The 13,239-nt window shown below is 59.1% G+C and carries 10 protein-coding genes; 8 read left to right on the forward strand and 2 right to left on the reverse strand.

All coding sequences use genetic code 11. From position 1 onward, the window contains the following. Positions 1–367: 367 nt before the first annotated feature. From DHN55_RS03655 to DHN55_RS03670, 4 genes are all read left to right on the forward strand, one after another. Positions 368–1,339 (forward strand): ABC transporter permease subunit, encoded by a 972-nt coding sequence (locus DHN55_RS03655; RefSeq protein ID WP_108880020.1) that lies wholly within the window; start codon positions 368–370, stop codon positions 1,337–1,339. Further along, positions 1,336–2,256, forward strand: a complete 921-nt coding sequence (locus DHN55_RS03660) for an ABC transporter permease subunit (protein WP_108880021.1) — start codon at positions 1,336–1,338, stop codon at positions 2,254–2,256. Before DHN55_RS03655 ends, DHN55_RS03660 begins: the two co-directional genes overlap by 4 nt. Beyond that, positions 2,246–3,901, forward strand: a complete 1,656-nt coding sequence (locus tag DHN55_RS03665; protein ID WP_108880022.1) for a nickel ABC transporter ATP-binding protein NikE — start codon at positions 2,246–2,248, stop codon at positions 3,899–3,901. The genes DHN55_RS03660 and DHN55_RS03665 overlap by 11 nt, the downstream gene beginning before the upstream one ends. A gap of 66 nt (positions 3,902–3,967) precedes the next feature. Then, a complete protein-coding gene (locus DHN55_RS03670; protein ID WP_108880023.1) occupies positions 3,968–5,425 on the forward strand; it encodes an FAD-binding domain-containing protein in 1,458 nt (485 codons plus the stop codon). Between the two features lie 3 nt (positions 5,426–5,428). Here the strand turns inward: DHN55_RS03670 and DHN55_RS03675 are convergent, their stop codons facing one another. Further along, positions 5,429–6,334: a LysR family transcriptional regulator gene (locus DHN55_RS03675; RefSeq protein ID WP_337659888.1), complete on the reverse strand. Its 906-nt coding sequence runs from the start codon at positions 6,332–6,334 to the stop codon at positions 5,429–5,431. Between the two features lie 137 nt (positions 6,335–6,471). On the opposite strand from DHN55_RS03675, the gene DHN55_RS03680 reads away from it, so the two are divergent. From DHN55_RS03680 to DHN55_RS03695, 4 genes are all read left to right on the forward strand, one after another. Continuing rightward, positions 6,472–7,170, forward strand: coding sequence for a pirin family protein (locus tag DHN55_RS03680; RefSeq protein ID WP_108880024.1), 699 nt, complete (start codon positions 6,472–6,474; stop codon positions 7,168–7,170). A 31-nt stretch (positions 7,171–7,201) separates the two neighbouring features. Next, on the forward strand, positions 7,202–7,948 hold the full coding sequence (locus DHN55_RS03685) for an SDR family oxidoreductase (protein WP_108880025.1): 747 nt from the start codon (positions 7,202–7,204) through the stop codon (positions 7,946–7,948). Positions 7,949–8,004: 56 nt separating this feature from the next. Further along, positions 8,005–8,562, forward strand: a complete 558-nt coding sequence (locus DHN55_RS03690) for an NAD(P)H-dependent oxidoreductase (protein ID WP_108880026.1) — start codon at positions 8,005–8,007, stop codon at positions 8,560–8,562. A gap of 478 nt (positions 8,563–9,040) precedes the next feature. Then, complete coding sequence (locus DHN55_RS03695; RefSeq protein WP_108880027.1) at positions 9,041–9,709, forward strand: response regulator; 669 nt, start codon at positions 9,041–9,043, stop codon at positions 9,707–9,709. 14 nt (positions 9,710–9,723) lie between these two features. On the opposite strand, the gene DHN55_RS03700 is transcribed toward DHN55_RS03695, so the two are convergent. Beyond that, positions 9,724–13,218, reverse strand: a complete 3,495-nt coding sequence (locus tag DHN55_RS03700; RefSeq protein ID WP_108880028.1) for a NahK/ErcS family hybrid sensor histidine kinase/response regulator — start codon at positions 13,216–13,218, stop codon at positions 9,724–9,726. Positions 13,219–13,239 lie beyond the last annotated feature (21 nt).

A 13,239-nucleotide genomic window follows, 5' to 3' on the forward strand; every position in this document is an offset into this window, starting at 1 on the left:
TCAATCGTTCCAGAGGTAAGAACCGACCGCCTGCATCTTTTTCTGCCTGGCGCCATCTGTCTGATTTCAAGAGATTTTACGCACCTTCCTGGTTGTAAATCCGTACACGTTCAGTTTGTTTCAAGCCATGCTCATTATGGCTGGTTCATTCAACACCGCCGAAGGTTTTCCTGATCGGATGACAACCTGAAATAAACCGCGGTTGGGCTCCCTGAACCAGGGCGTGCAGCTGCCTTGTTTGAATTGGGGCACAAAAAGGGCTGGCCATGTCCGGTTTTTTTTGCCAACCTTTGCGAGGTGGGAGACGCAGACAGACGCATCGGCAACAAGAAGTGCGTTAAGATTTGCGTGAGGGAGTACATAGAACATGCATCCGATCGTGCGGACTGTATTGCAGAGATTAGGCCTCGGCCTGCTCACTCTTTTTGTCGTTTCCGTTATCATTTTCAGTTCGCTGCAGTTTCTGCCCGGCGACTTTGCGACATCGGTTCTCGGACAGGCGGCGACACCTGAAACAGTTGCAGCCTTCCGCAGGGAACTGGGGTTGAACGAGCCCGCAATCACACGCTACTTCCAGTGGATTGGTGGTGTGCTGCAGGGAGACTTCGGATCATCCTTCTCAGGCCGCAGCCAGGGCCGCGAGCGTGAAGTGATGGAGCTGATCGGCCCGCGCCTGTGGAACACCTTGTTCCTGGCAGCCATGACAGCGATCATCGCCGTTCCGCTGGCGCTGACACTCGGCATCACCGCAGCGCTGTATCGCAACTCTTTTTATGACCGCGCCGTCAACGCAACAACACTGACAACCATCTCGTTTCCCGAATTCTTCGTCGCCTACATCCTGATCCTGGTACTGGCGACGTTGTGGAAAGTCTTCCCGTCACTGGCAAATGTCCGCGAGTCCACTGAAATGGCGGACAGGATATACATGACCGCGCTGCCGGCGCTGACGCTGACCATGGTGATCGTTGCGCACATGATGCGCATGACCCGGGCAGCCATCATCAACCTGCTGGCGAGCCCTTACATTGAAATGGCGCGGCTGAAGGGCGTCTCGAAATCCAACGTCATCATCAAGCATGCATTGCCCAACGCCTGGGCACCGATCGTCAATGTGATTGCCTTCAACCTGGCCTATCTGGTTGTCGGCGTGGTGGTGGTGGAAGTGGTGTTTGTCTATCCCGGCGTCGGCCAGCTCATGGTGGATGCGGTGACAACACGTGACATTCCGGTTGTGCAGGCGTGCGCCCTGATCTTTGCAGCTACCTACATCCTGCTGAACCTGTTTGCCGACATTGTATCCATTGTAACCAATCCGAGGCTGTTGCACCCAAGATGAGCACCGATGACCAGACATATTCAGCCGCTGGTGAGGTGGCATCTGTTGCAGAACGGCGAACCTGGTGGGACCGCACCTGGCGGGGCCTGAAGAAAGCGCCACTGACAGCCTGGTTCGGCATGATCGTCATTTCCTTCTATTTCGTTCTCGCCGTGTTTGCGCCGCTTATTGCGCCCTACGGTGAAAGCCAGATATTCGACACGCCTTATGCACCATGGAGTTCCGAGTTCTGGTTCGGCACCGATCAGCTGGGACGCGATGTGCTGTCGCGCCTGATCTACGGCGCGCGTAACACCATCGGCATTGCGGTTGCCACCACGGCGCTGTCGTTCCTGATCGGCGGCAGTCTCGGCGTTATGGCAGCCATCAACCGGTCCTGGCTGGACCAGGGACTAAGCCGGTTTGTGGATGTCCTGATGGCCATCCCGAGCCTGATCTTCTCATTGATGCTGTTGTCCATCTTCGGTTCCAACGTCATCAACCTGATCATCATCATTGCAGTACTGGACGCAACACGCGTGTTCAGGCTGGCACGCGCGGTTTCATTGAATGTCGTTGTCATGGATTATGTCGAGGCATCGCGGCTGCGCGGTGAAAGTCTCGGATGGGTCATGCGACGGGACATTCTGCCAAACATCCTGCCACCGATGGTTGCGGAGTTCGGCCTCCGGTTCTGTTTCGTGTTCCTGACCATCGCGTCGCTGTCGTTCCTGGGTGTCGGCATTCAGCCACCTACGGCAGACTGGGGATCGATGGTACGCGAGAACGCCCAGCTCATCTCGTTTGCAGAATATGACATGAAAGCTGCCATGACTCCTATGCTTCCCGCCGGCGCAATCGCCTTGTTGACCGTTGCGGTCAACTTCGTGGTCGACTGGTTCCTGCACAAAACAAGTGGTATTCGCGATGAAAAGTAAATCTGGCGATCGCACAGCCGGCGATCTGCTGCTGGATATGCGGGATATCCGCATTGATGGTTTTTCCGATGATGTCTGGCACCCGATCATCAAGGGAGTGGACCTGAAGCTGCACCGTGGCGAGGTCATGGGGCTGATTGGCGAGTCCGGTGCGGGCAAGTCCACACTTGGCAAGGCTGCCATGGGATATGCGCAGCCCGGTTGCCGCATTACCAATGGCACCATCCAGTTTGACGGCATGGATTTGCGTGCCATGAATGACGCTCAATTGCGCGAACTGCACGGTTCGCGCATTGCCTATGTGGCCCAGAGCGCGGCGGCGTCGTTCAACCCGGCGCACCGGCTGATTGACCAGTGCGTTGAGGCAACGGTGGGGCATAACCTGCGCCCCGAGGATGAGGCCAAGACGGACGCCAGAGAACTGTTCGCCGCTCTGCAACTGCCCGATCCCGACAATATCGGCGAGCGCTATCCGCATCAGGTGTCCGGCGGCCAGTTGCAACGTGCCATGACCGCCATGGCGATGTCGTCACGGCCCGACCTGATCATATTCGACGAGCCGACCACGGCGCTTGACGTAACGACCCAGGTGGAAGTTCTCGCGGCCATGCGCGACATTGTCGAGCAGTTCCACACGGCTGCGATTTACATCACCCATGACCTGGCGGTGGTGGCGCAGATGGCAGATGTCATCAAGGTGTTGCGCTATGGCGAGACCGTTGAGGATGCACCGGCCCGGAAAATGCTGGAAAAACCGGAAGAGGCATACACAAGATCGCTGTGGGCGGTTCGGTCACTGGAAAAACCCCAGGAAACCAGCGAGGACATTGTCCTGCGGGTAAACGGTGTTGATGCCAGCTATGGCAGCACGATCAAGGTGCTTGAAGATGTCACCATAGATGTTCCGCGCGGATCAACTGTGGCCGTTGTGGGCGAATCCGGATCCGGCAAATCAACAACTGCACGGGTCATCACCGGCCTTCTGCCACCCATGAAAGGCGACGTGCTGTTTAACGATGAGCCGTTGCCGCTCGCCCTGAAGGACCGGTCGAAGGATCAGCTGCGCCGCATTCAGATGATCTACCAGATGGCTGATACCGCCATGAACCCCAAACACACGGTTCGCGACATTATCGGCCGGCCGCTTGAGTTTTACCTGGGCCTGTCCGGCAAAAAACTGGATGAGCGGATTTCCGAACTGCTCCAGATGATCGAGCTGGATGACAGTTTCATGGAGCGGCTGCCCAGCGAGCTGTCGGGCGGACAGAAACAGCGCATATGCATTGCACGCGCGCTTGCTGCAGACCCGGAGCTGATCATCTGTGACGAGGTCACATCCGCGCTGGACCAGATCGTGCAGGAAGGCATTTTGAAACTGCTGTTGCGGCTGCAGAAGGAATTCAACATCACCTACCTGTTCATCACCCACGATATTGCAACGGTGAAGGCGATTTCCGATCAGATCGTGGTGATGTTCCAGGGCCGTGTGGTCGAGCAGGGCATGAAGAACGACATCCTGTCGCCACCGCATCCCGACTATACCCAGCTGTTGCTGTCTTCGGTTCCCGAAATGGACCCGGACTGGCTGACCCAGCTGCTGGAATCCCGCGTTGACGGCGGCGGCATGGCGGCATCCGGCAACTGATCCTGTGAACCATACATCCGGTTCGTTCGTTACCTGAGCAGTTGAAAAACAGCACTGGAACTTCCCTTGAGCGGCCACCCCATCATCGTCTGGTTCACTCAGGACCTGCGCCTGAGCGACAATGCGTGCCTGCACGCTGCAGTTGCTTCGGGACACCCCGTCCTGCCCGTCTATATTCTCGATGACATCACGCCCGGCGAGTTCGCCATGGGCGGTGCGTCACGCTGGTGGCTGCACCAGTCCCTGGCCTCACTGGCAGCATCCCTGCAAGCCCTCGGCGGCAGGCTGATCATCCGCTGCGGCGAGGCAGGCAGCGTGCTGGCGCAACTGGTTGCTGAAACCGGCGCGAAAGCTGTCTATTTTTCACGCGGCTACGCGCCCTGGTCCGGCGGGCTGGAGAAGAATATTGCCGCGCAATGCGACGCCGCCGGGGTCGAGTGCAAGCGGTTTTCCGGGTTCCTGCTGCATGAACCGGAAGCCATCAGGACCGGCAGCGACGGGCCGTACAAGGTATACACCCCGTTTTCGCGAAACTGCCTGTCCCGTGAGATTTCCAGGCAACCGCGACCGGCGCCGGGGAAAGTCAACTTCCACACAGCGGAGATAACCGGCGACACGCTGGACGATCTTGACCTTTACGCCGGCAACCCGGACTGGGCGGCAGGGTTTTCCGAGCACTGGTCACCGGGCGAGGTCGGTGCGCATCAAAAGCTGACACACTTCCTGGAACAGGCCGTCGGCGACTATGACCAGGCCCGTAACCTGCCGGATGTACCGGGCACGTCACGGCTGTCACCACACCTGCACTTTGGCGAGATCAGCCCGCTGCAATGCTGGGCCGCGACCAGCCACGCCGTGGCGACGGCAGGCAAGAATATCGATCGCGGCAGCCACACCTTCGAGAAGGAAATCCTGTGGCGGGAATTTTCCCACCATCTGCTGCATTACTGGCCGACCCTGCCCACAGAGCCGTTCAAACCGGAGTTTGCGGACTTTCCCTGGCTGCAGGATGATGAGAAACTCGCCAGTTGGCAGAAAGGCCAGACCGGATTTCCCATCGTGGATGCCGGCATGCGGGAATTGTGGACGACCGGATGGATGCACAATCGTGTCCGCATGATCGTGGCGTCTTTCCTGATCAAGAACCTGCGCATCCCATGGCAGGCCGGTGAACACTGGTTCTGGGACACCCTGGTCGATGCGGACATCGGCGCGAATTCGGCAAGCTGGCAGTGGGTGGCCGGATGCGGGGCGGATGCAGCGCCCTATTTCCGGATTTTCAACCCGGTCCTGCAGGGTGAGAAATTCGACAGGCACGCCGGCTATGTCCGCAAGTGGGTACCGGAACTGGCAGCCATGCCGGACAAGTTCATTCACAAGCCCTGGCAGGCACCGGACGACATACTCAGGAAAGCAAGGATAAAACTCGGCACCACCTATCCCCGGCCAATCGTCGACCTGGGGCAGACCCGCGATGCGGCACTTGCGGCCTACAAGACAATCAGGAAGCCTGAGGTGGTGTGAGCTTCACACCGGCCCGCCCGGCGGACGGCGTTGGAAACGCGTGGTCAGAAAGTCTACAAATGCCCGGGTCTTTGCCGGCCGGTACTTGTCCGGCGGGTAAATCGCATGCAGCGCGATGGGAGCCGGTTCAAAGCCTTCCAGGACGGGCACCAGGGTGCCCTGAGCCAACTCGTCGGCAACAATGAAGGCCGGCAGCAGGACAATGCCCTGGCCCGCCAGGCTGGCCATTTTCAGCACATCACCATTGTTCGAGCACAGCACCGGCGACACCGGCAGGCGGTTCGAGGTGCCAACCCCGCGCAGCGGCCAGTGCAGCTCGTTGCCCAGGTGGCCATAGTGCAGGATGGCATGGTCAGCCAGATCGGCGGGCGTGCGCGGACGGCCGCAGTCTTCCAGATAGTCGGGGCTTGCACACATCAGCCGGCGGATCGGACAGATTTTCCTGGCGATCAGCGATGACGGCTGCAGGTCTCCGATGCGCAAGGTGATGTCGAAGCCTTCCTCGTAGGGGTCGACAAAGCGGTCATTGACGTTCAGGGAGACGGTGATATCCCGGTGCTGGCGCATGAAGTCGTTGACGGCGGGCGCAATATGGCTGACGCCGAACGTCATCGGGGCATTGATCTGCAGCAGGCCCTTCAATTCCCCTGTCAGGTCACCGGCGGCTGCTTCGGCCTCGGCCATGTCGTCGACCAGGACACGGGCGCGTTCCACAAACACCTGGCCGGCTTCGGTCAGCGCCATGGAACGCGTGGTACGCACCAGCAATTGCGCGCCCAAATGGTCTTCCAGTGCGGTCACAAGCCGGGACACCTGGACCCGTGACAAGCCCAGCTTGCGCCCCGCAGCCGCAAAGCCGCCCTCGTCAACGGCGGTGACCAGCGCTTTCATGCTGTCGAATCGATCCATCGCATGATTGTAGCGTCAGACGTAACAATGCGTATACGTTTTGCACGATTGTCTCCCGCAGGCCTGAACCTATCTTGAGGGCTCAACACTCGAATGGATTGCCCGGCTCAACTCTGCCGGCAACAGGAGACACCACAATGCTGCAACTCAGGCTTTCAGAACAACGCGGCCAGGCCGACCTTGGCTGGCTGAGATCAAAACACAGTTTTTCCTTCGGCGGATATCACGATCCCGAGCACATGGGCTTTGGTCCGCTCCGGGTTATCAACCAGGACATGGTCGCCGCGGGCGGCGGGTTCGATACCCACGGCCACGCCGACATGGAGATCATCTCCTATGTGCTGGACGGCGCGCTGGAGCACAAGGATTCACTCGGGTCAGGTTCGGTGATCCGGCCCGGTGACGTGCAGCGCATGTCCGCCGGCACCGGCATCCGGCACTCGGAGTTCAACGGGTCTCAAACCGAGCCTGTGCATTTCCTGCAGATATGGATCACGCCCGAGACGACCGGCATTGAGCCGTCCTATGAACAGCGTCATTTTGATCGCAGTGTACGCCACAACAGTTTGAAACTGGTGATTTCGGCAACACCGGGCAGCGACGTGCTGCATATCAACCAGCAGGCCGATGTCTACGCCAGCCTGCTGGACAAGGATGCAAGCGTCAGCCACAGACCGGATACCGGCCGCGGCCAGTGGATACAGCTTGCTGCAGGCGAATTGCTGGTGAACGGCGAGCAAATGCGTGCCGGCGACGGACTTGCCATATCCGGTGAAGCAGAAATCAACATCAAGGCTCTCGACGACGCGGAATTTCTGCTGTTCGATATGGCCTGACTGTTTCTCACAGAAAAGGTAGTTCGACGATATGACGCAGATTGATCTTGCCGGCCAGGTGGCCGTGGTGACCGGCGGTGCCCAGGGCATCGGCCTGGCCGTAGCACAAGCACTCGCCAAGGCGGGCGCCAAAACCGCGCTGTGGGACATGGATGGCCCGCTTGCCGACAAGGCAGCGAACGAACTGGGCGGCGACGCTGCCGGGTTTGCGGTCGATGTCACCGATGAAGCTGCAATCGCTGCCGCCCTGGCGGCCACGGAAGACGCATTGGGACCGGTCTCCATCCTGGTCAACAGCGCCGGGATTGCCGGGCCCAATGCGACCGTTGCAGACTACGATCCAGCCGCCTGGCGCCAGGTGATCGACATCAACCTGAACGGCACTTTCTATGTCAACAAGGCCATGGTGCCCGGCATGATGGAGCGTGGTTACGGCCGCATCTGCAATATTGCATCAATTGCGGGCAAGGAAGGCAATCCCAATGCATCGGCCTATTCAGCCTCGAAGGCAGCGGTGATTGCACTGACGAAGTCACTTGGAAAAGAACTGGCTGATCACGACATTGCGGTCAACTGCGTCACACCCGCAGCCGCCAAAACCAGGATCTTCGACCAGATGAAACAGGAGCATATCGACTACATGCTGTCCAAGATACCGCGCAACAGGTTCCTGCAGGTTGAAGAGGCTGCGAACATGATTGCCTGGATTGTATCGCCGCAGAACAGCTTCACCACCGGCGCGGTATTTGATCTGTCGGGCGGGCGCGCAACGTACTGATACCAGTGGGGTTCATCCCGTAACATCTTCCTTCCTCAAATCCGGAAACAATAAAAATGTCTGACACTTTGAATATTGTTGCCATTTCCGGCAGCTTGCGCAGCAAATCCTTCAACACCAGCCTGTTGCGGGCCATGCAAAAAATTGCTGGCGCGAGCATGTCGATCGACATCGCCACTCCGAAAGGCATTCCGGTGTATGACGGTGACGATGAAGACGCATCGGGTGTGCCACAGATCGTAACTGACCTGGCCGAGAAGATCCGGGCCGCTGACGGCGTCATAATCGCAACGCCGGAATACAATTTCGCCATACCGGGCGGATTGAAAAACGCCAATGACTGGATCAGCCGCGTAAACGACCAGCCGTTCGCAAACAAACCAGTCGGCGTCGTAGGCGCTGCCGCCGGCCCGCTTGGCACGGCGCGCTCGCAATACCAGTTGCGCCAGAACCTGGTGGGCCTGTCGGCTCTCACCATGTCGAAACCGGAAGTGTTTGTCGGATCGGCACACAGCAAGTTTGCCGACGATGGCAGCCTTAGCGACGAAGAGACCGGTAAATTCCTGAAACTGTGGCTGGATGCCTTTGACGCCTGGGTCCGGCGCGGATTCTGAACCGGAAAACCGGGGCACTCAAAAAGTACCCCCCAAAAGGTCGCTCGCCCGTACTTCCTTTGCAGGATGTACGGGCGAGCATGGTACGCGCTGCTCGGGACGGCGACAGGAGCCACGCGACCAATTCCGAATCTGTTACAGCGCTGGAAATTCCGATGCGCCGTCAGATGAAAGGGGATTTGAAGATTGCCAGAAAACGCGTGAAGCGGTTGTTCGTCCCAGTTGTTTTCGGCAGACCCCTCTGCTGCAAAACACAATGCTTGTCATTCGCGACAACAGATGGGCCAAACCTAGGCAATTCTGAGGCCAGTTCACTTATAGCTGCAATATCAAGCTGGACAACTGACTCGTAACGCCTGAATATCAGTCAAAAGGTCGGTTTTTTCACCTGTATCCGGTGAACGCGAGTATTTCGGGACATCCGAAATGATTCGGTACCGGCAAAAAAAGCCGCCGCAAGGCATATGGGAGCCAATGAATGCCGTATCGCATCGTTATTGCAGACGATCATCCGCTGTTTCGGGATGCTTTGCGGCTTGCCGTGCAGGATGCGCTGGCAGATGTGACATTTGATGACGCAGGCTCGCTGAAAGAGACCCTCGACATACTGACCGCGACGGACGATGTCGACCTGGTGCTGCTCGATCTGAAAATGCCGGGTGTTCAGGGGTTTTCCGGACTTATGCTCATGAGGGCACAATTTCCGCTGGTACCGGTGGTCGTGGTGTCCGGCAGCGAGGAATCCAGCGTCATCAGCCGCGCCATCTCGCTTGGAGCACTGGGGTTCATTCCCAAGTCTGCACCGGTTCAGGATATGCAGACGGCAATTTCCACCGTATTGAAGGGTGACGTCTGGCTGCCGGACAATGTGGACCTCGCCGCGCAGGGTAACGCCGAGATCGATGATCTGGCGCATCGGTTGTCGACCCTGACCCCACAGCAGACCCGGGTGTTGATGATGCTGCGTGAGGGCCTGCTCAACAAGCAGATTGCCTATGAACTGTCAGTCTCCGAAGCCACCGTTAAAGCGCATGTTTCAGCAATCCTGCAGAAACTGAATGTGGACAGCCGCACTCAAGCGGTCATTGCGGCATCCCGCATTGACGGAGACCAGGCCGATACCGCGGATGCAGGCTTCTCCGCCTGAGGCGCTGCCAGGTCTTACTCGGCTGCTTCCGATTTGGTTTGCGCCATCATCAGCACCGTGCGCAACACGGCGGGACGCACAGGTTTTCGCAAATACGCCACCCCGTCAGCTTCCGATTCCGCCTGAACGGCAGCCGAGCGCTCTGCCGTGATCAGGGCCGCAGAAAACGTCACGCCGACGCCTTCGCGCAATTCGGCTATCAGTTCAAGCCCGTTTTCCGATCCCAGATGATAGTCCATCAAGACCGCATCATAAGGCCAGATGGCCTGGCTTTCAGCGAGCTTGCGAACAGCATCGGCTGACGTGGCTGTCGTGACGGCACAGCCCCAGCCTTCAAGCAGTGCTTTCATGCCGTCGATAATCGCGGCTTCATTGTCCACCACCAGAACCGACAGTCCTGCCAGACTTGCAGACGCCGGCACCGGCGCAGGAGCATGCGGCGCGCTCGCCTGCAGCTTGCCGGTGGTCAAGGGCAGGTCGAGCCGGAACAGGCAACCGGAACCCGGGTCGGATTTCAGGGTCAGGGGATGCTGCAACACCCGCGCCATGCGCTCAACAATCGACAAGCCCAGCCCCAGGCCCTGAATCGGGGAATCTACCGATTCCAGGCGCTCGAACTCGCGATACACAAGTTGCTGCTTGTCATGGGGAATGCCGGGGCCTGTGTCATGCACCTCGATACAAAGCTGGCCGTTGCGGACACGCGCGCCCATCAACACCCTGCCTGATACAGTGTATTTTATGGCGTTGCTGAGCAGGTTCTGCAGAATGCGCCGCAACAGGCGGCGGTCCGAATACACCATGCGGCTGCACGGCATGATGGTCAGATCCAGGTGTTTGTCCTCGGCAGCAACCGAAAACTCGGTGCGCAGCTGGTTCAGAATGCCGTTGATCGAAAACGCCGACAGTTCAGGCTTGATCGCACCGGCGTCAAGGCGGGACATGTCGAGCAGTGCCGACAGGATTTCCTCCACAGCCTCCAGCGACAGATCTACATTGCGCACCAGTTGGCCATCGGGCCTGGAGGCGGTCCGCTCCATCAGGGACGAGGTGAACAACCTGGCTGCGTTGAGAGGCTGCAGAATGTCGTGCGAGGCCGCGGCAATGAACCTTGTCTTGCCGGCGTTGATTTCCACCGCATCGGCGCGGGCCTTCTCCAACTGGGTGTTCAGCTTGGTCAGTTCGGCGGTGCGTTCCTCCACCCGCTGTTCCAGTGCTTCGGAGGCATGAACACGCTCGGTAATGTCGGCGAAGGTGATGACCCGGCCGTCATCCGGCATGGTGTTGCTGCGAACCTCCAGCACCTTGTTGCCCTGCCGACCGCGCAAATGGAAGGCTTCGGTCTGATTGGCCAGCAAACGAAGAAGCTGCATGCTGGCTTCCTGCTGGGCCGCATCGCCAAGCACAAACTCCTGGTCCAGCCGCCGCACGATATCGCCAAGCGGCACACCGACGCGGCCAAACTCGGGCGGCAGGTTGAGCAGGTTGCGGAACTGCGTGTTCCAGCACACCAGCGCCAGGTCATGATCGAACACCACAATGCCCTGCTCGACGTGGTCGATTGCCGATTGCAGCAGGTCGCGGTTGTAAACAATGGCATCGGAGGCATCATCGAGCAGCCGCATGGCGCCGGCAGTGTGTCCGGCACCGCGCTGCAGCAGCAACGCCATCACCACACGGGCCGACGCGGTGCCAATGGCGCTGGCCAGCAAACGCTCGGCAAATTTCAGTGTTTCCTGGTCCGCCATGCTGCGCGGTTTCAGTTTTCCGGCGCGGGCGGCGTTCAATTCGTCAAATGACCGTTTGGTTCTTTCCTTGCCGAGATATCTCTCAACTGTGGCCTGCAACTGCTTGATGGACACTTCAGGCTGGTTCTGCGCCGGCAGGCTTTCGGCTTGCCCGCGCGGCATGAATGCCTGCGCCTGGGTACGCTCGACCGGGTCTACACCGGTGAACAGGGATATCAGGATGTAGGATCCGATATTTGCCGCCATCGACCACACGACGCCGTGGGTGAGCGCATCAAGATCACTGCCGAACAAATGCCTTGGCCGCAGCATTTCAATATGGAAAGGACCGTCGCTCATCAGGCCCGCCGGCAACCAGCCGGCATCGGCAAACAACGGCACCAGCAATGTGTACGTCCACACCACAAAGCCGGCGACAAGACCAAACATGGCGCCGCGGGCATTGCCCCTGGTCCAGATCAGGCCGAGGAAGAAGGCCGGTGCAAACTGCGCCACGGCAGCGAACGACACCAGCCCGGTCTGGGCCAGCGCCGCATTGTTGCCGATCATCAGGTAATAGGAATAGGCAAGGACAATGATCACACCGATCGCAGCACGCCTGATCTGCAGGATGCGCGAGGTCATGTCGCCCTGCCACATCTGGCCGCTGGCGCGGCGCAGCATCAGGGGCATCACAATCGAGTTGCACACCATGATCGACAGGGCCACGGTTTCCACGATCACCATGGCGGTCGCGGCAGACAGGCCGCCGATGAAGGCCACCATGGCCAGCAGTGGCCGACCGTCTGCCACCGGCAGGGCCAGCACAAATGTATCACCGTCCACGGCCTGACCGTTGAACGTCAGAAGTCCGGCAACAGCGATCGGAATGACAAAGATGTTGATCATCACCAGATACAGCGGAAACGTCCACGAGGCCTTGCGAACATCATCCAGCGAGGTGTTCTCGACGACCGCCAGGTGAAACTGGCGCGGCAGCAGGATGACAGCGCAAACCGCCAGGAAGGTCATGGTCGTAAACCGCGGCATGTCTATCGGCCCGGAGAACAGGGCAGCAATCTCGGGGCTTTGAGCCGCGCGTTCGTACAATTGCGTCGGACCACCCATCATCGCAAACGTGATGAAGGCCCCGACCAGGATGAAGGCAATGAGCTTGACCACACTCTCCGCGGCAACCGACAGGATCAGGCCGTTCTGGTGTTCCGTGGCATCCGCGTGCCGGGTGCCGAACAGGATGGCGAAAATGGCCATGGATATGGCGACAAACATGGGAACATCGCCAAAGCCTGTCTCCAGAATACCGGTATCAACGCCCAATGGTCCAAGTGCGCTCAGCGACAGGGAAACGGCCTTCAACTGCAACGAGATGTACGGAACGACACCGATCACGGCGATGAAGGCCGCTATCCCGCCAAGCAACTGGTTCTTGCCGTAGCGCGCTGACAGGAAGTCTGCGATCGATGTGATGTTCTGGGCCTTGGACAGGCGGACAATGCGCCGGACCAGCGGCCAGCCCAGCCCGACCAGCAAAATCGGTCCGAGATAGATCGGCAGGAAGTAGTAACCGGATGTCGATGCCAGGCCCACGCTGCCGTAAAATGTCCAGGACGTGCAGTACACCGCAAGCGACAGGGCGTAAACATAGGGCCGGCCCACGCCGCGCCGCATGCCGGACGCCGTGCGATCACCATAGGCCGCAATAGCGAACAATACGCCCACATAGCCCAATGCAATGAGTATGACGCCCCAGGTGGAAAGCATGACGGTCGTATCCGGGCCTTT

The sequence above is a fragment of the Anderseniella sp. Alg231-50 genome (assembly GCF_900149695.1).
GTDB lineage: Bacteria > Pseudomonadota > Alphaproteobacteria > Rhizobiales > Aestuariivirgaceae > Anderseniella.

Excerpts from the sequence above, each read along its gene's own strand:
- DHN55_RS03680 (WP_108880024.1), top strand. The coding sequence starts at position 6,472 with ATGCTGCAACTCAGGCTTTCAGAACAACGCGGCCAGGCCGACCTTGGC.
- DHN55_RS03700 (WP_108880028.1), bottom strand. The coding sequence starts at position 13,218 with ATGCTTTCCACCTGGGGCGTCATACTCATTGCATTGGGCTATGTGGGC.
- DHN55_RS03685 (WP_108880025.1), top strand. The coding sequence starts at position 7,202 with ATGACGCAGATTGATCTTGCCGGCCAGGTGGCCGTGGTGACCGGCGGT.
- DHN55_RS03675 (WP_337659888.1), bottom strand. The coding sequence starts at position 6,334 with ATGGATCGATTCGACAGCATGAAAGCGCTGGTCACCGCCGTTGACGAG.
- DHN55_RS03665 (WP_108880022.1), top strand. The coding sequence starts at position 2,246 with ATGAAAAGTAAATCTGGCGATCGCACAGCCGGCGATCTGCTGCTGGAT.
- DHN55_RS03690 (WP_108880026.1), top strand. The coding sequence starts at position 8,005 with ATGTCTGACACTTTGAATATTGTTGCCATTTCCGGCAGCTTGCGCAGC.
- DHN55_RS03695 (WP_108880027.1), top strand. The coding sequence starts at position 9,041 with ATGCCGTATCGCATCGTTATTGCAGACGATCATCCGCTGTTTCGGGAT.
- DHN55_RS03660 (WP_108880021.1), top strand. The coding sequence starts at position 1,336 with ATGAGCACCGATGACCAGACATATTCAGCCGCTGGTGAGGTGGCATCT.
- DHN55_RS03655 (WP_108880020.1), top strand. The coding sequence starts at position 368 with ATGCATCCGATCGTGCGGACTGTATTGCAGAGATTAGGCCTCGGCCTG.